The organism is Roseibium sp. JB4-4, from assembly GCF_055693425.1.
Window position 1 is genome coordinate 4,270,457 of sequence record NZ_CM146333.1, and the last position, 18,883, is coordinate 4,289,339.

Sequence of the window (18,883 nt, forward strand, 5' to 3'; positions counted from 1 at the left end):
GTCCCTGATGAGGGTTAGTCGGCGCGTTGATCTTTGAGCGCGGCCAGATAGTTTTCGCGGGCTTCTTTGACTTCAGGCCGGGCGGATACCTCGGGAACGGCAACGTCCCACCAATGGCCACCTCCGGCTTCACCGGGGCCGTGCATCGGATCGGTGTCGATCACGATCACGGTAGGAACCTGCCTGGCCCTAGATGCCAGGATTTGATTTTCCAGGTCGGCAATGTCCTCCGCCTTTACCGCATGTGCACCCATGGAAGCTGCATGGGCAACAAAGTCGATCTCGGGCTGCACTTCAATATTGGCGCTCCGATAAAGATTGTTGAACTCGGCGCCACCGGTCCCCAATTGCAATCGGTTGATGCAGCCAAAACCGCGGTTGTCGGTCAGCACCACCGTAAAGGGGACCTGACGCATGACAGCTGTGGCAAGTTCGGAGTTGGCCATCATATAAGAGCCGTCGCCGACGAAGCAGACAACGTCCCGGTCGGGTTGCGCAAGCTTGACACCCATGGCACCGGCAATTTCGTAGCCCATACAGGAATAGCCATACTCCATGTGATAGCCACCCTGGGGTGCCTGCCATAAAAGCTTGAGCGCACCCGGCATTGTTCCGGCAGCACACATGGCGATGGTCTTTTCGTTTGCAGTGCGTTGAACCGCGCCGATCACCTCCGCATCAATTGGCAGGTAATCTTCTGATACATCGGACCGAGCGCAGCAGTGGGCATCGACCTTGGCAAGCCAATCGAGACGGGATTGCGGATCAAAAGCGCCTGATCGGTGGTCAGTGAGCGTTGCCGATAGCCGCTCAAGGCAGACCTTGGCGTCACCGACAAGACCGACCGCGCTGTGTTTGTCCGCGTCATAGCCTTGAACGTTTATCGAAACCAGTTTGCGGCTCGGGTCTTTGAACAGCGCCCACGAACCGGTCGTGAAGTCCTGAAACCGCGTGCCGACGCCAATGACAAGATCGGCTTTTTCCGCCAGTTCGTTGGCGGACGCGGCACCGTCGACCCCGGCAGCCCCAAAGTTCATCGGGTGAGACTGGGCCAGTGCTGATTTGCCTGCCTGGGTTTCGATAATGGGTATGGCGTGGCGGGTGGCGAAATCGGCAAGCGTTTCTTCGGCCTGCGAATACACGACACCGCCGCCGCAAACCAGCACCGGGCGTTCAGCGGCCTCGATCAGGGCTGCGACGTCAGAGACATCCCTGCTGTCAGGTTCGGGACGCCGGATACGCCAGACCTTGGGCTCAAAGAAGCTTTCAGGGTAGTCGAAGGCTTCGGCCTGAGTGTCCTGACAGAAGGACAGCGTGACAGGACCGCAATCGGCTGGATCGGTCAAGACACGGAGCGCACGCGGCAGCGCCGTGAGCAGCTGCTCAGGGCGAACAATCCTGTCGAAATAGCGAGATACGGGCCGAAAGCAGTCATTGGCCGAAACCGTACCATCGTCGAAATCCTCGACTTGCTGAAGCACCGGATCCGGCGCGCGCCCTGCAAAGATGTCGCCAGGGATCAACAGAACCGGCAGGCGATTGACATGCGCAAGTGCTGCTGCGGTGACCATGTTGGTTGCGCCCGGTCCAATCGAGGATGTGACCGCCATTGCGCGTCTGCGCCGCTTTGCCTTGGCATATGCGATGGCCGTGTGCGCCATGGTCTGCTCATTCTGGCCACGCCAGGTCGGCATCGTGTTGCCGGCTTGCTCCAACGCTTCGCCAAGGCCTGCGACATTGCCATGGCCGAATATGGCCCAGACGCCGTCGATGAAACGTTCGCCGTCTTCGTTCATTTGCGCTGAGAGATATCGGACCATGGCCTGCGCCGCGGTGAGGCGGAGAGTGTTCATGCAGGTATTCCTTGATGTTCGGAGGACTGCGAGTGCGCGCGTGCTTTGTCCCAGATTTGGCAAAGGCGCTCAAAGCGTTTGCTCATCTCGGCGACGGCGTCTTCATTGCCAAGTTCACCGGCAAGCCATTTGCGCGCCGCATCGGCAAATATGGTTCTACCGACAGCAAAGCCCTTGACGAGATCAAACTGTGCCGCTTCCGAAAAGCTTGCAGCCAGCTGGTCTTCAGGTGCATCCAATCCGAGGATGACGATGCCGCGCGTATTCGGATCGTTGTCGGTAATCGCCGTGCAAGCGCGCGACCAGGCCTCTTTTGTCGTCAGGGGTTCAAGCTTCCACCAGTCTGGATAAATGCCTACCTCATAGATACGTCGAATGACTTTAGCGGTCGTGTCATTATCAACGGTGCCAACCTTTGATGGAATAATCTCCAAAAGAAGTTCCAGACCATTTCGCCTGCACGCGGCAAAGAGACGTTTCAAGACATCTTCCTGCCGCGCCCTCAAGTCATCGGCGTCGTCTGGATGATAGAAGCACAGCACCTTGACGACATGTTCTGACGGCCATTCGGCCAGGCCGCCGAAATCGGGACCAATCTCCGGCTCCAGGCTCAACGGGCGGGAGGCTGGCCATTCAACAGGATGTCCGATCCACAGTCCTGTGCCGGCGGCTTTATAGAGGGCATCGCGGCCGAGCCGGCTGTCGCACAAAATGCCGTAGCCGGGTTTTCCATCTGCCACCTTGAGCGCCGCATCGAGACACAGGTTCTTGAAAAACCCCAGATGCTCGTGCGTAACACCGGCTTCATCCGCCATCTGTTCCAGCTGTATCCTGTGATCAAATGCAAAAACGCGCATGGTGGACCAGTCACCACCATGGGAGGTGTGCCGGTTGGTGGCCCAGTGGATCTGGTCCAGTTCCTTGTCTTTGCGCAAGGCCTTGTCCTTGACGCCGCGCTTGATGAAGAACTGAAGTTCTTCCCAGCTGGGGTAGGCTGGCGTGCAGCCGTGTCTGGAGACTGCGAAAGCGCCGCAAGCGTTGGCATAAGTCAGGGATGTGACCCAGTCGCAGCCTGTGATCCAGCCTTTGAGAAGACCGGACATGAAACCGTCGCCGGCCCCCAGCACATTGAACACTTCGATCGGGAAACCTGGCCCGGAGATGCCGTCATCGAGGCTTGAGGGAATGTCCTCTTCAAAAGCGACGGCGCCCATGGGGCCGCGTTTGCAGACGAGCGTTGCCCTGGATACCGCTCTGACATTCCTCAGGGCCTGCAACGTATCTGTCGTGCCGCCGGCAATGTGAAACTCTTCTTCCGTCCCGACAATCAAGTCAAACAGGTTCAGGGTCGATTGCAGTTTTGCGGTGACTTCATCTGAGGCGATGAAGCGGTTCTCGCCGTCGCCGTGACCTGAGAGGCCCCAGAGATTTGGCCTGTAGTCAATGTCGAGGGCCGTCTTGCCACCCGATTCACGCGCCAGTTTCAGCGCCTTCAGGACTGCTGCTTCGGTCTTGGGGTGGCTCAAATGTGTGCCGGTCGCAACAACAGCTTTGGCGGAGGCAATGAAGTCCGGGTCGATGTCGTCCTCACAGAGCGCCATATCCGCGCAGTTCTCACGGTAGAAAATCAGCGGGAACTGTTCCTGATCGCGAATTCCCAGAAGAACGAGCGCTGTCAACCGGTCCGGGTCGGTGATGACACCTTGGGTGTTGACCCCGTGGCGTTCCAGCTCCTCCCGGACAAAGCGGCCCATGTGCTCGTCGCCAACCCGGGTAATCAAACCGGACTTTAGGCCCAGACGGGCTGTGCCCGTCGCCATGTTGGTGGGCGAACCGCCGATATATTTGTTGAAGGACGACATGTCCTCCAAGCGGCCACCCACCTGGGCTCCATAAAGATCGACCGAAGACCGGCCGATCGTGATGACATCGAGTTTTTTCACGTGTGCATTCCGTCCGTTGCGAGACTGCTCTTCAAACCGTACCGCCGAGTGAGCCTTCGAGTTGGGCGAGTTCCTGTCCGCCTGCCATCATTTCCTGTAGTTCTTCTGCCTTGATGTCTCCGCGCTCAGCTGTTCCGAGTGTTTTTCCCCGGTTGAGGACTGTGAAGCGGTCTCCGACGGCCATGGCATGGCGGACATTGTGGGTGATGAAGACGACGCCGATGCCTTTTTTGCGGACCTTGTCGATTGTTGCGAGCACATTGGAGGTCTGGCGCACACCGAGGGCGGATGTCGGCTCATCGAGAATGAGGACCTTTGCCCCGAAATAAACCGCCCTGGAGATGGCGACCGTCTGGCGCTCACCGCCCGACAGGGTGCCGACGGCCTGGTCGGGCGAGCGCAGGTGAATGCCCATCTTGGCCATCTCGGTCAGGGTGACCTCGTTGGCCTCGGCAAAGTCGAAGAACTTGAACGGACCGACGCTCTTTCTGGGTTCGCGGCCCATCCAGAAGTTCCGGGTCACCGACATCAGCGGGATCATCGCCAGATCCTGGTAGACCGTTGCAATGCCGGCCTCCATGGCATCGCGGGGCGTTGAGAAGCTGATCTCCTTGCCATCGATCAGGATCTTGCCGCGGGTGGGCTTGTGCACGCCGGACATGGTCTTGATGAAGGTGGACTTGCCGGCGCCGTTGTCGCCGAGCAGGCAGTGGCACTCGCCGGCCTTGACGGAGACGGAGACGCCGTTGAGGGCAATCACCGGGCCGAAATGCTTCTCGATGTCGACCAGTTCGATCAGGGGAGCTGTGTTTGCATCGGGCATCTCAACGTTCTCCTGTGATCATGCGGCGGATATAGGTGTTGAGGATCACGGCAAGCAGCAGGATCACCCCGAGGAACACCCGGAAGAGCGAACTCTCCACGCCGGCAAAGAACAGGCCCTGCTGGACGACGCCGAAGATCAGCGCGCCCAGGGCGGCCCCGATGACCGAGCCGTAGCCGCCGGTCAGAAGCGCGCCGCCGATGACCACGGAGATGATCGCCTCGAACTCCTTCAACAGACCGCGGTCGGCGGCCGCCGAGCCGAACTCCATCACCTGACAGGTGGCAAAGACGGTGGCGCAGAAGGCGGTGAACATGAACATGGAGATCTTCACCTGGCTGACCGGCACGCCGACATAGCGGGCGGCCTGTGCATCCCCGCCGGAGGCAAAGATCCAGTTGCCGAAGCGGGTACGGGTCAGAAGAATGTGGCCGAAGACGATGAGGGCAATGGCCCAGATCATCAGCATGGGAATGCCCTCGACCACGGGCAGACCGGCCTTGGGGCCGGCCACGAAGGTGCCGACAAGGCCCAGATCCGCCAGCCAGACGAACACCCCGGAAAAGACCTTGCCGCCGAACAGCCAGGCGATCGGATCGCCCTCGGCAATATCCTTGACGCCACCGATGATGGTCTTGCGGGTGGTGGCAATGGCAATGAAGATCGTCAGGCCGCGCAGGATATAGAGAAAGGCGAGGGTGACGATGAAGGAGGGCAGGCCGGTCTTGATGACCAGATAGCCGTTGAGGGCGCCAATGCAAAGGGACAGGGCGAAGGCGACCAGAATGGCAAACCAGACGGGAAAGCCCCACTGCACGCTCATGAGAGCGATGATGATGCCGGAAAAGCCGATCATGGAGCCGACGGACAGGTCGAACTCGCCGGCGATCATCAACAGGCAGGCGCCGACGGCGATGATGGCGAACTGGGCGGAAACGGTGCCCCAGTTGATGATGCCCTCGGCGGCGAACATGCCGCTGTCGCTGGCAATGCCGAGGAAAAACATGAATACGAGAATGGTGCCGCAAATGGCGCCGAGCTCTGGGCGGATCAACGCCTTGCGCATGCGAGACATCTCGCGGACGCGTTCGTCTTTCTCTGGTTCTGGTGGGGCTGCCGTTTGGGTCTCAGCCATGATGTCCTCCTGCGTGCCGTGTGGCCGGCCGCCTTGTGAAGCAGGATAGGCCCGCTTCCATGCGGCCCGGCCGCAGAACAATGTTCCGGATGAAGCGCGCTCGACTTCGATAAAGGAGCGCTTGGGTTACGTTCTTAAGAAGGGAGAGGCGGGGGAACCGCCTCTCCAGTCGACCGCTCGGGCGGCCACTGCCTTAGCGGTACTCGCCGGCGAATTCTTCAACCTTCGCCAGAGCGTCCTTGGTGATGAACCCCGGGCCGGAGTTGATGTTGTTGCCCGGAAGCACACCATAGCGCTGGTAGTTGGCCAGAACGATCACCGGCAGGTAGGCCTGCAGGAACGGCTGCTGGTCAATGCCCCACTGAATGGTGCCGTCCTTGATCGCCTTGACGATCTCGGTGCCCAGATCAAAGGTGCCGAAGTAGATGTCGCCGGCTTTGCCCATTTCCTGAAGCGCCTGGATGGTCGGGTCCGCGGAGGTCGGGCCGAGCGTCAGGACAGCTTCGGTGTCCGGGTTGGCCAGAAGATACGCCTTGACCTTGTTCTTGATCTCGGCCGGATCCTGGCCACTGTCGATCATGCTGGTGCCCAGATCCACACCCAGACCGTCGGCAAAGCCGCGGCAGCGCTCGCCAACCACAGGGTTGGAAACAACGTGGTTGACACACAGAAACGAGCCAACGCCATCACGCTTGGCGCGCTGACCGGCTGCAAGACCGGCATCATACTCAGGCTGGCCGACATACATCAGCGCACCGACATCGGCTGCCTGCTCAGGCGTGCCGGAGTTGATGATGATCACGGGAACACCCTTGGCAACCGCGTTCTGGATCGGCCCGGACAAAACGTCAGGATCGGCAAGCGTGGTGATGATGCCGTCCGGGTTGGATGCAGCAGCCTGCTCGATGATGCGCGCCATGTCCGCAATGTCGCCTGTCGGCGGATTGCGATACTCAACCTCAGCACCAACATGCTCACCGGCAAGCGCAAGACCGTTCTTGATCGTGTTCCACCAGCTGTCGCTGTCCGGCGCATGGCTGACAAGAACAAAACGCTCACCATCCGCAACCGCAGTGCCGCTCAGTCCCGTAAACGCAATCGCGGCCGTCGCAAAGGCGATCAATGTCTTCTTCATAAGTTCCTCCCAAAACAAACCTCGCGGTTCAGACATCTTTCTGCCCGCGATTTCATAACTCGGTGTGGCTTGAGATCTAAAAGCCACTTTTGGAATTTAAATTCTATTTTTTTCTCATTGCAACAGAAATTTTCCAAAAATGTCATTTCCGGTTTCGTTCGGCTCCAACAGAGACTGCCAGAGCAATCGCCAGGGACAGGCTCGCGGACAATGCGCGAAAGGCGCCGACATCAAGTTCGGAGACAAGCAGCTGGATGGCCTTCAGACGGGCGAGCGGGCTTGTGACCACGTCCGTGATTGCCACGATATCGGCCCCTGATGCGCGGGCGCTGGTGGCCATGTCGATTGTCATTTCCGTATAGGGTGCAAAGGTCACCGCTATGACCGCATCGTTGGGCCGGATCAGGTGTTCCATGTTGATATTGGCGATGCCGGAATGGAGGACCGCCGGAACATCCATTTTCTCAAATGCATACGCAAGATAGGAGGTGACCGGAAAGGCGCGGCGAAAACCGATCATGTGAATTGTTTCCGCGCGGGAAAGCACATCGACCGCCTGTTGTAGAGCCGCAGAATCCACGGTCGTCAGCAGGTTTTCCAGCGAGGCTCTTCCGACCTCGACAAACTCAGCAAGCAAGGCAGAAGGAGACTCGGTGCCGTGGTCGCGAAGCTTGGCGAGTCTGGTCGCATAATCGGGCCATTTCTGGGAATAGTGCGAGCGAAACAATTTCTGCATCTGCGAGAAGCCCGAGAACCCCATCTCCTGGCAAAATCGCATGACGGCAGAGGGTTGAACGTCAGCTCCTTCTGCAAGTTCGGCAACTGTTGAAACGGCGACACGGTCCGGATTTGCTGCAATGAAATCGGCAAACTGCTTGAGCCGCTTGGGAAGCCGGTCTGCGGATCCGCCCAGCCGTTTGAAGAACCCGTCGATTGTTTCAGGGGCAGTGGTTGCAGAAAGCGGCTCCGGGCTCATATCGTTCATCTATTTCTTCTTTTCCTGCTTGACACATTCCGTGTAAAGTGATTTTGGAATTTTTATTCTAAATTGGCAAGCCGTTGGATCCACTCGCGTGCTGCCGTCCATCCGGGAGGAAAACAAATGGCAACTCAGGTCGCTCTGCTGGGAGCAGGACGGATTGGCAAGGTGCACGCCAAGGCCATCGACGCGGTTGACGGAGCCATGCTGGTTGCCGTCGCCGACGCATTTCCGGAAGCTGCAGAAGCACTTGCACTAGCCTATCAGGCACGCGTTGCAACGATTGATGAGATTGCAACAGCCAGTGATGTCGATGCAGTGATCATTTGTACGCCTACAGATACACATGCGGATCTGATCGAACAGTTTGCAAAAGCCGGGAAGGCGATCTTTTGCGAAAAGCCGATTGACCTGTCCATTGAGCGGGTCAAATCCTGCCTCAAGACGGTTGAAGACCATGGTGCGACACTCATGTTGGGCTTCAATCGTCGTTTTGACCCTCATTTTTCTGCTGTTCGCGACGCTATCGTGGGAGGCCGTATCGGCGATGTCGAGATGGTACAGATCACATCACGTGACCCAGGCGCACCACCACCGGGATACATCCAGTCTTCGGGTGGGATATTCCGCGATATGGCTGTTCACGACTTCGATATGGCAAGATTCCTGCTCGGTGAAGAATTCACCACCGTTTATGCAACCGGTTCGGTTCTGGTCGATCCTGAAATCGGCAAGCTTGGCGACTACGACAGCGCAACCATCGTGCTGACGACTGCGTCCGGCAAACAATGCTCGATATCCAACTCACGCCGTGCGACCTACGGATACGATCAGCGGATCGAAGTGCATGGTTCCAAGGGAGCTGTTTCCGCGGAGAACCAGCGGCCGGTTTCCATCGAGGTCGCAACCGCAGACGGATATCTGCGCCCGCCTTTGCACGACTTTTTCATGACGCGTTATACCGAGGCCTATGCCGCTGAAATCAAGGCATTTGTCGAAGCCATCGAAAACGGGACGGCACCATCGCCAACCGGTGAAGATGGGCTGAAGTCGCTGATTTTGGGTGAAGCTGCATTGAAATCCGTGGCAGAACGGCGAGCGGTTGGAACTGACGAAATCCAATAAGGACTGCTGGTTTCGCCCCCGTTCAAGAGACGTGTCGGCACAAATTGTCATCAAACTCGGCAACAGAATTTTCAGGAGAACCGGGACATGGATACGCTCGGCATTGGTCTGATCGGCACAGGCTTCATGGGCAAGTGTCATGCGCTCGCCTATGGATCGGTGAAAGCTGTCTTCGGCGGCGTTCCCGATATTCGGCTGGAGGTATTGTGCGATGTTCCGGCGGACAAGGCGGAGACACTTGGCAAACAGTTTGGGTTTAAGCGCTCTACGGACCACTGGGAAAATCTGATTGGCGATCCCAAGGTCGACATTGTCTGCATCACGACACCGAACAAGGTGCACAAGGATATGGCGATGGCCGCGCTGGAAGCCGGCAAGCACGTGCATCTGGAAAAGCCGATGGCACTGACGTTGCAGGACGCGACGGCAATGCTGGAACTGGCGAACAAAACAGGTGCCAAGACGATCGTCGGCTACAACTATCTCCACAATCCGGCAATTGCACACGCACGCAAATTGATTGCGGACGGGGCCATCGGCCGAATTGTACATTTCCGTGGCATGGTCGATGAAGATTATCAGGCAGATCCCGATCTTGCCTGGACCTGGCGGGCCACCAAGGAAGGGGCAGGGCTAGGTACACTTGGAGACCTCGGCTGTCATCTGATCTCGCTGGCGGTTGCCATGGTCGGTCCGATCGACAATCTGGTCGCGGAGACCAAGACCGTCCACGTGACCCGACCGATGGGAGATGGGTCAGACGAGCGCAGGCCCGTCGAGAATGAAGACATTGCGTCGGCCCTGTTGACCTTTGCAAATGGTGTGCACGGTGTCGTTTCGACTTCCCGCAGCGCGTGGGGCCGCAAGAGCTACATCTCCTTCGAGGTGCATGGCACGGAAGGCATGATCACGTTCGATCAGGAACGTATGAACGAGTTGCGGCTCTACCAGAACAAAGGCCCACAGTCCGAGCAGGGGTTCAAGACACTGTTGAGCGGACCTGCGCATCCACCTTACGGTCAGTTCGTTCCGGCCCCCGGTCATCAACTTGGATTCAACGATCTCAAGGTGATTGAAGCCAACGAGCTGTTGCGTGCGATTCAGGATGACCGCCCCGCATCGCCGTCGTTTTCAGAAGCGCTTCATTTCGAAAGCGTGATCCACGCGATTGCCGAGTCCGGCGCAACCGGCAAACGCGTGAAGCTTTGAAGTCTTTTTTCAGCACCGTGTCGGGCTGGGTTGATCTGGCTTTCTGAAGTCAGAACTTGTTCAATCGAGCCGATTTGAATTTCCGATGATCCAGAGCCCCCGGCAGTTTTCCGAGGAAGTGCGTACGAGACCGTTTTCAGGAAGGCAAACGCGGAACGGTTCGCCAGTGACGTGCCTAAGGCCTGAGGTTTGTCTATCCAGGCTCAGGCGCTATACATTTTCATGAAGCCCAACTGACGGGCGGGTGCGACCCGCCTGGATCTCCATTCGCCTATCGGGAGTTGCCTTTGGCCAAAGTGCTAGTTCTGTTTGCTCATCCCAGGCCCGATCGGTCCGAGGTGAATCTGCCCCTCTTTGAAACTGCGCAGAATGTTCAAGGTGTCACGGCGGTCGATCTTTACGCCAGATATCCCGATTTCAGCATCGATGTCGACAGCGAGCAAGCCCAGTTGATCGCACATGATGTGGTTGTCTTCCAACATCCACTCTATTGGTATTCCGCCCCTTCGATCATGAAGGAATGGCAGGATCTGGTTCTGGAACACGGGTTTGCATACGGCCTCCACGGCAAGGCTCTTCACGGCAAAGCATTCATGAATGCGATCACCGCAGGTGCGATGTCCGAAGCTTACTCCACAGAGGGGATGAACCACGCTGATCTGCGCAGCCTGTTGGCGCCGTTTGAAAAGACCGCCGACCTTTGCGGCATGCGTTATCTGGCTCCATTTGTGATGTATGGCGCAGGCCGTGCACAGGAAGACAACAGGCTGGACATACACCGCAACGGCTATGACGACCTTCTGAAAGCCCTTGTCGCGGACCGGCTTGATCTGGACAAGGCCACTCATGCGTCCGTGCTGACAGATGTCCTGGACGATTTCATCCTAAAAGGGGAGGTCGTCTGATGGGTCTCTTAGGCGACGCTTTCGTTTATTTGTGTGCAGCCGTCATTGCTGTACCAATTGCCAACCGGCTCGGCCTTGGTTCCGTCCTTGGATACCTGATAGCAGGTGTCGTGATTGGCCCGATCCTGGGAATTGTCGGGAAGGAAACAGCCGACGTTCAACACTTTGCAGAGTTTGGCGTCGTGATGATGCTGTTTCTGGTCGGGCTGGAGCTGCGGCCGGCAATACTCTGGAAAATGCGCCAGCAACTGATTGGCCTTGGCGGTCTTCAGGTCGTCGGCACAACTGCTGTCTTCACAGGGATCGGCTACCTCTTCGGGCTGTCCTGGCAAAGCGCGGTTGCTCTTGGAATGATCCTGGCGCTTTCCTCAACCGCAATCGTTCTGCAAACACTGAACGAAAAGGGGTGGATGAAAACCCAGGGCGGTCAGAGTTCGTTTTCCGTCCTCTTGACCCAGGATATCGCCGTTATTCCGATGCTGGCTGTTCTGCCGCTCCTGGCTGCCGGCAACGGTATTGGCCATGACGAGGCGCATGGGTCCGATAGCCATGGCGATGCCGCCGCGCATGGCGGTGAGGCACTCGCCTCACTACCCGGTTGGGCGCAAGCGTTGATCATTCTTGCTGTCATTGCGGCGATCATAATTGCCGGCCGCCACCTGCTGCGACCCGTTTTCCGTTTCATTGCCGAAGCGCGTCTGCGGGAAATCTTCACGGCAACCGCGCTTCTGCTTGTGATTGGAATTGCGCTCCTGATGGATTTTGTCGGCCTTTCGCCCGCCCTCGGAACGTTTCTGGCCGGCGTCGTTCTGTCCGACAGCGACTACCGTCATGAGCTTGAAGCTGACATTGAACCCTTCAAGGGTCTGTTGCTCGGATTGTTTTTCCTGACAGTCGGCGCAGGCATCGACTTCGGATTGTTGTTCGGCGCGCCGTTGACGATCTTCGGACTTGCCGTCGGGCTGCTTTCGGTCAAGTTCGCTCTGCTCTTCGCACTCGGCACGATCTTCAAGCTCAAGGGCGCCGATCGTTGGCTGTTTGCGCTCGGGTTGGCGCAGGCCGGTGAATTTGCCTTTGTCCTATTCGGATTTGCAGCCGGCAGCGGTGTCCTGGAAACGGGCATTCTCCAGACGATGACGCTCGTGGTCGCCATATCGATGGTTCTTACTCCCGCTCTTTTCATTTTCTACGAAAAAGTGGTCGCGCCGCGTGCGGTGGCAACCTCGGACCGGGAGCCGGACAAGATCGACAGCCGAGGGCGGGTGGTCGTTGCCGGAATGGGGCGATTTGGACAGATCGTTTCCCGCATGCTTCTGACCAGCGGATATGATGTGGTCATTCTCGATCATGATCCTCAAACAATCGACAATCTTTCCCGGATCGGCATTCGGACATTCTATGGGGATGCGACACGGCCGGACCTTTTGCATGGTGCCGGGCTCGAGGATGCGGATCTTTTCATTGCCGCCGTCGATGATCGCGACAAGCAAACTCTGATGGTTGAACACGTCGCCAAGACCTATCCCAGGGTGAAGATCCTGGCGCGGGCAAGAGACCGGCATCATGTCTATGAGCTTGAAAATGCCGGTGCGCACTATGCCGAACGTGAAGTCTTCGAGGGGGCCTTGGCACTTGGCCGCAGAGCCTTCACCGAACTTGGGCGCCACCCCTTCCGGGCACGGACCAAGGCTCAGGAGTTTCGTCATCACGATCTCGCGATGCTCGACGATCTTCGCGCCAACTACAATGACGGCGGCGTCGACACATCCTATATCGATGCGATGCGCGCCCATTCCGATACGCTGTTTGAAATCATGCGGGTTGACCGCGGCGACGAACGGCACGAACGCACGGAACGGGGCTGGAACCCACCGCCGAAAGGTGATGCGACCTTGTAAATGGTCGTAAAGGAGAAACCTGATGACAGACGCAACCGGTCAGGAAACTGATCCAGTTTTGCAAATCGATATCGTTTCCGACGTGGTTTGCCCGTGGTGCGTTGTCGGCTTCAAGCAACTCGAACAGGCCATCGCGCAAACCGGCGTTTCAGCAGCCGTCAAGTGGCACCCGTTTGAACTCAATCCGGAAATGGCTTTGGACGGTGAGAACCTCAGGGAGCATATCATGCGCAAATACGGTTCCTCAGAGGAGCAGTCCAATGCCGCGCGCGAACGGCTGACGGATATCGGCAAAGGACTTGGTTTTGAGTTTCGCTTCACCGATGACATGCGCATGGTCAACACCTTCAAGGCTCATCAACTCATTCACTGGTCAGGACCGCAAGGCAAGGAACACCAGCTCAAGATGGCGTTGTTCCAGGCCTATTTTCAGGAGCGGAAGGACCTAAACAACGATGAGGTGATTGCCGATGTGGCGGCTGATATCGGATTGGACCGCAGCGAGGCGCTGGACGTTTTGCAGGACGGCCGCTTTGCGGAAACAGTCCGTCAGGAAGAGGCATTCTGGACCGGAAACGGTATACACGGCGTTCCCGCGGTTATCTTTGATCGCAAACACCTGGTCAGCGGTGCGCAGGGAACCGAGAACTACGCCTCGATCATCCAGCAGCTGGTGACCGGGCAGGCCGCTCAGTGAAGAGACTACCCGGATATTCGCGTTGCACACCTTGATGGACACGGCTTCCTTATGCCGTTGCAAATTTCAGCCGGTCCAAAGACTTCAGAGTGTTTCGAACAGCACACCGGCGGCATCGATCGGACCTGCCGGCGTAACATCGGGTGTAGCGCCGTAGTTCGTCCAGATCCTGATGTTGCCCGCATCGCGGCAACGGACACCTCCTGAAAGGTTGAGGGTTTCAAGGCGTGTCTCGGCACAAAGCATCTTGAAAATCCGTTTCCACGCAATGTCATCGCACCAGCCACCGACATAGGTCAGATTGGATTGTCGCATCGCGGCGATCTGCCCATCTTCGAGTTCCAGAACCGTCTCTGCAGAGCCTTCCAGTTCTTCACGATATGAGACAAAATTTCCACCGCCTTTTAGAGGCATGGGCATGTCGGAACGCATGCTTTCAACGCGTGTTACCGTGACCTCGAGGTCCGGCATGTCCGGGGAAGCGGTACAGGTATTACCATGTCCGCATTGCGGGCAGCTGTCCGTGGTCCGAGCACGACTTCGGCATTGCTTTCGGCGAGCGCTTTCTTGAGATCCTGCGACATGTAGATCAATCCGGGTGCGGCAACGATCTTGTAGCCTGAAAAGTCCCTTGTTTCTCCTCTCAAGATATCTACGGAGAGGCCCAGGCCGCGGAGCGCCTTGTAAACGTCGAAGACAAGCTGAAAGTAACTCAGGCCGGAACCATGTGGCTGGGTCGCCCAAGCAAAGTCCGCGTCATAGTCAAAAATCAACGCAACAGGTGCCCGGGAAGTCCCCACATCAGGTGCGTCGCGCAACTCGTTCCAGACCTGGCGTGCTTCGGTCAGGGCAGGTGCATCGGCGTTGTCGGGGCGAAGCATGCCGGCATGCATCTGTTCCTGGGCAAACGGGGCTTGCCGCCAGCGGAAATAGCAAACGGCTTCAGCGCCATGTGCATAGGCTTCCCATGCCCACAAACGCATCATGCCTGGCAGCGGTGCCGGATTGTAGGGCGCCCAGTTTACCGGCCCGGGTTGTTGTTCCATCACCCACCAGCGTCCTTTGCCGGTCGAGCGATAAAGATCGTGGTGAAATGCCTGAAAGTCCGGATCGCCTTGCCGGGCAAATAAGCGCTGATGCTCGGATGTCGCACCAACACGATCTTCCAGGAAACCGAGGGGATAGCTGTCCCAGGTTGCAATATCCAGGTCATCGCCGACCTTGAAATGATCGAACTCCGTGACACGCCCCATGAAGTTGTGACTGATCGGTGCGTCCGAGTGGCGGCGAATGATGTCGACCTGGCGCTTGTTGAACGCAACGATCTGATCGGAAGAGAACCTGCGGAACGCCAGACTGTTGGACGGATTGGGTTCGGTAACGGTCAGGTTGGGCAGGTCGATAGCGTCAAAGGATCCATATTCCATCGACCAGAAGACATTGCCCCAAGCGCGGTTCAGAGCTTCGATCGAGCCGTAACGGCGGGCCAACCAGGCACCAAATGCCTTTCTTGCCGCGTCTGAATAAGACAGCACGGTGTCATGGCAGCCATACTCGTTATCGGTCTGCCAGGCGGCAACATAGGGACTGTCGCCATAGCGTTCGGCAAACAGTTGAACGATCCGATCGCTTTCAAGCTGAAAGCCTTCGTGCGAGAAACAGTAGTGGCGGCGGGATCCGAATTTGCGTGGATGACCACTTGCGTCAACCGCGAGCATGTCTGGATGTTTTTCGATCATCCATTGAGGGGGGTCGCAGTCGGAGTGCCGAGCACGACTTTCAAGCCGGCCTTCCCGAGCACTTCAATTGCCCGGTCTAGCCATTCGAATTGCAGATCACCCGGTGCCGGTTCAAGCCGGGACCAGGCGAACTCGCCAATCCGGACCCAAGTCAGTCCGGCATCGGCCATACGCCGTGCGTCGGCCTCCCAGATCTCCTCCGGCCAATGCTCCGGATAGTAGCAGGTGCCCAGGGTACGTTTCATAGTGTTGCCTACAAAATAATCCGATGTTCAAGCTGACCGCGCGTGCCGGTCTGAGCAAAAAATGTCTGGCCTTCGTCTTCACCGTTCAGGCCGACCGACGCAGAGGTCGCAAAGAGTGTTTGAAGCTCTGCCCCACCAAAGGCCGGGCAGGAAATCTGTTTGGCAGGGAAACTGATTTCCTCGACAAACTGGCCGCCAGGTGAGTAACGCGCGATACGGTTTGCGCCCCATTGAGCGTTCCACAAATAGCCCTCACTGTCGACCACCGCCCCATCGGGATTCAAGTCTTCTTCAGTAAGATCGACGAAGAGCGTGGGTGTGCCTGTAGGCCAGCCGTGGTCGTCCAGCATCACCTGCTGGATCGTTTGGGTATCCGTGTCAGAGAAATAAGCCTTGTTGCCATCAGGTGAGAAACAGATGGCATTGGTAATGGTGATGCCACTGAAGAGCTTGCGCAGTTCTCCTTTGTAAAACCGGTAGATGGACCCCGCACCAGCTTCCGCTTCGATGCCCATGGTGCCGATCCAGAAACCGCCTTTCGGGTCCGCTCGGCCATCATTGGACCGGGTGACCTCATTGTCTGCCTCCATGTCGCAAAGCTTCATGGATGCTTGCGTGTCGAGATTGAAGAGGAACAGTTTGCTGGCGCTTGCGATCAAGAGTTCCGTCTTGCTCACCCAGCCGGCCGCAGAGACATATTCATCGAACTCCCAAGATTTGGCCGTGCCGTTTTCCCGGGACATAAGCTTCTTGTTCAAAACGTCGAACCAGAATAGTTGCTGGCGCTCAGGATGCCAAAGCGGACCTTCGCCGAGCTTGCACTGGCGTTCATCAAAAATGGTTGTCATTGAAATTACTCGCTGGCTGAAACGGCCTTGTCATAGGCGGAAACGATCTTGTTGGCCCGGTCTTGGATCTCCTCGACCGAAAAACCGGGCTTGAACAGAGCCGTTCCGATGCCGAAGCCCGCGGCGCCAACATTGATCCAGTCAGCAAAATTATCAGGCCCAGCGCCGCCGACGGCATAAGTTGCCGTGCCCTTCGGCAAAACAGCCAAAAGTGCCTTCAGTCCGTCAGGGCCGACGAGGGACGCGGGAAAAAACTTCAGGCCATCCGCGCCGTTGCGCAGTGCCGTGAAACTTTCCGTTGGTGTCATCACACCCGGAAAGGACGACATGCCTTCTGCCTTGGTGGCTCTGATTACTTCGGGGTTGCAATCCGGTGAAACAATCAATGTTCCGCCGGCAGACTTGACGTTGCGCACCTGCTCCGGTTCCAGAACCGTACCCGCGCCGATCTCCGCATCGCCTCCAAAGGAAGTAACCATGGACTCGATGCTTTTGAGCGGGTCGGGTGAATTGAGTGGCACTTCAATGCGGGTTATGCCCGCAGCAATCAGGCATTCTGTGACGGGCAATGCCTCGTCAGGTGTCAGGCCCCGCAAGATGGCAATCAGATTGCGGCTCATGATGTCTCCCTTGCATAGCAAGAAAAGGCGAGGGTCAGTCCTCGCAGAGTGATGGAATCCGCGTCCAGCAACCTGGCATCTTTTCCAAGGCATTGCAGAGCGGCGTGATAGGTTCCGGCGATCTTGCTGCTGCCGAGAATGGCAACGTCCGCAAGGTCGAATTCGTCCCTGATGGAGGCAAGTTCGGCACCGATTAACAATCCCGACAAACGCCCTGTGGCTTGCGCGGGGGTCTGGCCGGCAACCAGACTTGCCGCGCGAATGCCAAACAATTCGGAAGCGAAGACTTTCGGGTCCTGGAGAACGCGCAGGACGGCGTCCCTGAACGCGGCAGTGTCGAATTCAGTTTCGGACAGACCATGGCGAAGCACGGACCGATGTCGATACAGTGCAAAGGTCTCGCCGGTCATGCAGGTCCGGAAGCGTTCGACGGTCCCCGATTTGAGTGTGACCCATTTCGTATGTGTTCCAGGCAGGCACAGAGTTCCGGAAAAACCCGGCTGATCTGCCAGGTAGCCTGCGATCTGGGTTTCCTCGCCGCGCATGACATCCGCTGGGCTCACTTGTTTGAGGCCCGGCAGAATATGCACATCCAGGCGTGGATCTGAGGTCTTGACGCGTGTCGCGTCGGCAATCGAGGGGGCGCGCAGGGAACAGACATATAGGGCGCCTCGGCCCAGCCCTGACGCGAGCCGGCCATGCCGCAAACGATGACCGGCACGTTGCCCTGGGTTGGCAGAACGTCTGCGATCAGGTCGAGCAATGCTGGTTCAAATTCTGCCGGCGAGAGTTTGCCCATGCCCCTGTCGGAGCCGCGATGGATCAGAATATCACCGGTATTGCTCAACGCCCAAACGCGCAGGTTGGTTGTTCCCCAATCCGCAGCAATCCAGGAAATTTCGGTTTGTGTTGTCATCCCGTCACCACGACACCACCGTCCACAACCAGCGCCTGTCCGGTCATAGCCCGGCTGGTTTTGGAGGCAAGAAACAGAACCGGTTCGGCAATGTCTTCCGGCGACAGCTCTTCCTTCAGGCACTGCCGATCAATATGTGCGCTGAGAGCTTCCGGGGTCACCCAAAGATCTTTCTGCCTTTGGGTCAGAACCCAGCCGGGAGCAATGGCATTCACCCGAATCTTATCCGGACCGAATTCGCGCGCCAGGCTGCGCGTCATCCCGTTAATGCCGGAATTGGCGGTGGTGTAGGCCGCGTAGCCGGCATTGCCCATCATATAGGAAATTGACGTGAAATTTACGATGGAGCCACCACCGGCGGCTCTCATGCCGGCAACCACATGCTGGCAAGCGAAGAAATAAGCCTTCAGGTTGATCGCTTGCGACCAGTCCCAGAATTCTTCATCGACTTCCTCAGAAGCATGACGCTTGTCATTTGCGGCATTGTTCACCAGGACAGTGACCGCGCCATGCGCCTCAGCTGCCTTGTCAATTGCGCCTTTCAGGGCAGGGATGTCGGTAATGTCGCATGAGACGAAGAGTGGCCGAACGCCGTGTTTTCGTTCCATCTCGTCGCAGAAATCAGACGCATCTGACCGCTGTACAAAAGCAACCTTGGCGCCTTGAGACATGAAGGCGTCAGTCAATGCTGCTCCGATGCCGGAGCCGCCACCAGTGATGAAGACCGAAGCACCGTCAAGATCCGGAAATGTAGCGTGCATGGGACCATTGCCTTTGTTTGTGTTGGCGGCCTTCGCCGATAATTTCAAATGC

At 57.6% G+C, this 18,883-nt stretch carries 16 protein-coding genes and 2 pseudogenes; 5 read left to right on the forward strand and 13 right to left on the reverse strand.

What is annotated here, in order from left to right; genetic code table 11:
• Positions 1 to 14: 14 nt before the first annotated feature.
• The 6 genes from iolD to ACZ1HV_RS20155 all read right to left on the reverse strand — a co-directional run bounded on the left by iolD (position 15) and on the right by ACZ1HV_RS20155 (position 7,874).
• A complete protein-coding gene (gene iolD, locus ACZ1HV_RS20130; protein ID WP_472716108.1) occupies positions 15 to 1,853 on the reverse strand; it encodes a 3D-(3,5/4)-trihydroxycyclohexane-1,2-dione acylhydrolase (decyclizing) in 1,839 nt (612 codons plus the stop codon).
• Entirely contained in the window at positions 1,850 to 3,796 is a 1,947-nt protein-coding gene (locus tag ACZ1HV_RS20135) for a bifunctional 5-dehydro-2-deoxygluconokinase/5-dehydro-2-deoxyphosphogluconate aldolase (RefSeq protein ID WP_472716109.1), read from the reverse strand. The genes iolD and ACZ1HV_RS20135 overlap by 4 nt, the downstream gene beginning before the upstream one ends.
• Before the next feature lie 31 nt (positions 3,797 to 3,827).
• Positions 3,828 to 4,619 carry an ATP-binding cassette domain-containing protein gene (locus ACZ1HV_RS20140; RefSeq protein WP_298967012.1) on the reverse strand — a complete coding sequence of 264 codons (792 nt, stop codon included), beginning with the start codon at positions 4,617 to 4,619 and terminating at the stop codon, positions 3,828 to 3,830.
• Position 4,620: 1 nt separating this feature from the next.
• Positions 4,621 to 5,754 (reverse strand): ABC transporter permease, encoded by a 1,134-nt coding sequence (locus ACZ1HV_RS20145; protein ID WP_298967015.1) that lies wholly within the window; start codon positions 5,752 to 5,754, stop codon positions 4,621 to 4,623.
• A gap of 193 nt (positions 5,755 to 5,947) precedes the next feature.
• Positions 5,948 to 6,889 (reverse strand): sugar ABC transporter substrate-binding protein, encoded by a 942-nt coding sequence (locus tag ACZ1HV_RS20150; RefSeq protein WP_298967017.1) that lies wholly within the window; start codon positions 6,887 to 6,889, stop codon positions 5,948 to 5,950.
• A 142-nt stretch (positions 6,890 to 7,031) separates the two neighbouring features.
• Positions 7,032 to 7,874, reverse strand: coding sequence for a MurR/RpiR family transcriptional regulator (locus ACZ1HV_RS20155; RefSeq protein ID WP_472716110.1), 843 nt, complete (start codon positions 7,872 to 7,874; stop codon positions 7,032 to 7,034).
• A gap of 117 nt (positions 7,875 to 7,991) precedes the next feature.
• Here ACZ1HV_RS20155 and iolG point away from each other — a divergent pair, with 117 nt between their 5' ends.
• From iolG to ACZ1HV_RS20180, 5 genes are all read left to right on the forward strand, one after another.
• Positions 7,992 to 8,993: an inositol 2-dehydrogenase gene (gene iolG / locus ACZ1HV_RS20160; protein ID WP_472716111.1), complete on the forward strand. Its 1,002-nt coding sequence runs from the start codon at positions 7,992 to 7,994 to the stop codon at positions 8,991 to 8,993.
• Between the two features lie 87 nt (positions 8,994 to 9,080).
• Positions 9,081 to 10,202, forward strand: coding sequence for a Gfo/Idh/MocA family protein (locus tag ACZ1HV_RS20165; RefSeq protein WP_472716112.1), 1,122 nt, complete (start codon positions 9,081 to 9,083; stop codon positions 10,200 to 10,202).
• A 296-nt stretch (positions 10,203 to 10,498) separates the two neighbouring features.
• A complete protein-coding gene (locus tag ACZ1HV_RS20170; RefSeq protein ID WP_472718473.1) occupies positions 10,499 to 11,107 on the forward strand; it encodes an NAD(P)H-dependent oxidoreductase in 609 nt (202 codons plus the stop codon).
• Positions 11,107 to 13,005 carry a monovalent cation:proton antiporter-2 (CPA2) family protein gene (locus ACZ1HV_RS20175; protein ID WP_472716113.1) on the forward strand — a complete coding sequence of 633 codons (1,899 nt, stop codon included), beginning with the start codon at positions 11,107 to 11,109 and terminating at the stop codon, positions 13,003 to 13,005. Before ACZ1HV_RS20170 ends, ACZ1HV_RS20175 begins: the two co-directional genes overlap by 1 nt.
• A gap of 22 nt (positions 13,006 to 13,027) precedes the next feature.
• Positions 13,028 to 13,702, forward strand: a complete 675-nt coding sequence (locus tag ACZ1HV_RS20180; RefSeq protein WP_472716114.1) for a DsbA family oxidoreductase — start codon at positions 13,028 to 13,030, stop codon at positions 13,700 to 13,702.
• A gap of 84 nt (positions 13,703 to 13,786) precedes the next feature.
• On the opposite strand, the gene ACZ1HV_RS20185 is transcribed toward ACZ1HV_RS20180, so the two are convergent.
• From ACZ1HV_RS20185 to ACZ1HV_RS20215, 7 genes and pseudogenes are all read right to left on the reverse strand, one after another.
• Positions 13,787 to 14,173 (reverse strand): hypothetical protein, encoded by a 387-nt coding sequence (locus ACZ1HV_RS20185; protein WP_472716115.1) that lies wholly within the window; start codon positions 14,171 to 14,173, stop codon positions 13,787 to 13,789.
• A complete protein-coding gene (locus tag ACZ1HV_RS20190) occupies positions 14,149 to 14,595 on the reverse strand; it encodes a beta-galactosidase trimerization domain-containing protein (protein WP_472718474.1) in 447 nt (148 codons plus the stop codon). Before ACZ1HV_RS20190 ends, ACZ1HV_RS20185 begins: the two co-directional genes overlap by 25 nt.
• Positions 14,575 to 15,686 (reverse strand): annotated as a pseudogene (locus tag ACZ1HV_RS20195) (beta-galactosidase); the annotation flags it as partial. The pseudogene ACZ1HV_RS20195 and the gene ACZ1HV_RS20190, both read right to left, overlap by 21 nt.
• Positions 15,687 to 15,694: 8 nt before the next feature.
• Positions 15,695 to 16,534: an SMP-30/gluconolactonase/LRE family protein gene (locus ACZ1HV_RS20200; RefSeq protein WP_472716116.1), complete on the reverse strand. Its 840-nt coding sequence runs from the start codon at positions 16,532 to 16,534 to the stop codon at positions 15,695 to 15,697.
• A 5-nt stretch (positions 16,535 to 16,539) separates the two neighbouring features.
• A complete protein-coding gene (locus tag ACZ1HV_RS20205) occupies positions 16,540 to 17,154 on the reverse strand; it encodes a 2-dehydro-3-deoxy-6-phosphogalactonate aldolase (RefSeq protein ID WP_472716117.1) in 615 nt (204 codons plus the stop codon).
• Positions 17,151 to 18,070: pseudogene (locus ACZ1HV_RS20210) on the reverse strand (2-dehydro-3-deoxygalactonokinase). The gene ACZ1HV_RS20205 and the pseudogene ACZ1HV_RS20210 overlap by 4 nt, the downstream one beginning before the upstream one ends.
• Entirely contained in the window at positions 18,067 to 18,831 is a 765-nt protein-coding gene (locus tag ACZ1HV_RS20215) for an SDR family NAD(P)-dependent oxidoreductase (protein WP_298986051.1), read from the reverse strand. The pseudogene ACZ1HV_RS20210 and the gene ACZ1HV_RS20215 overlap by 4 nt, the downstream one beginning before the upstream one ends.
• Positions 18,832 to 18,883: the final 52 nt, after the last annotated feature.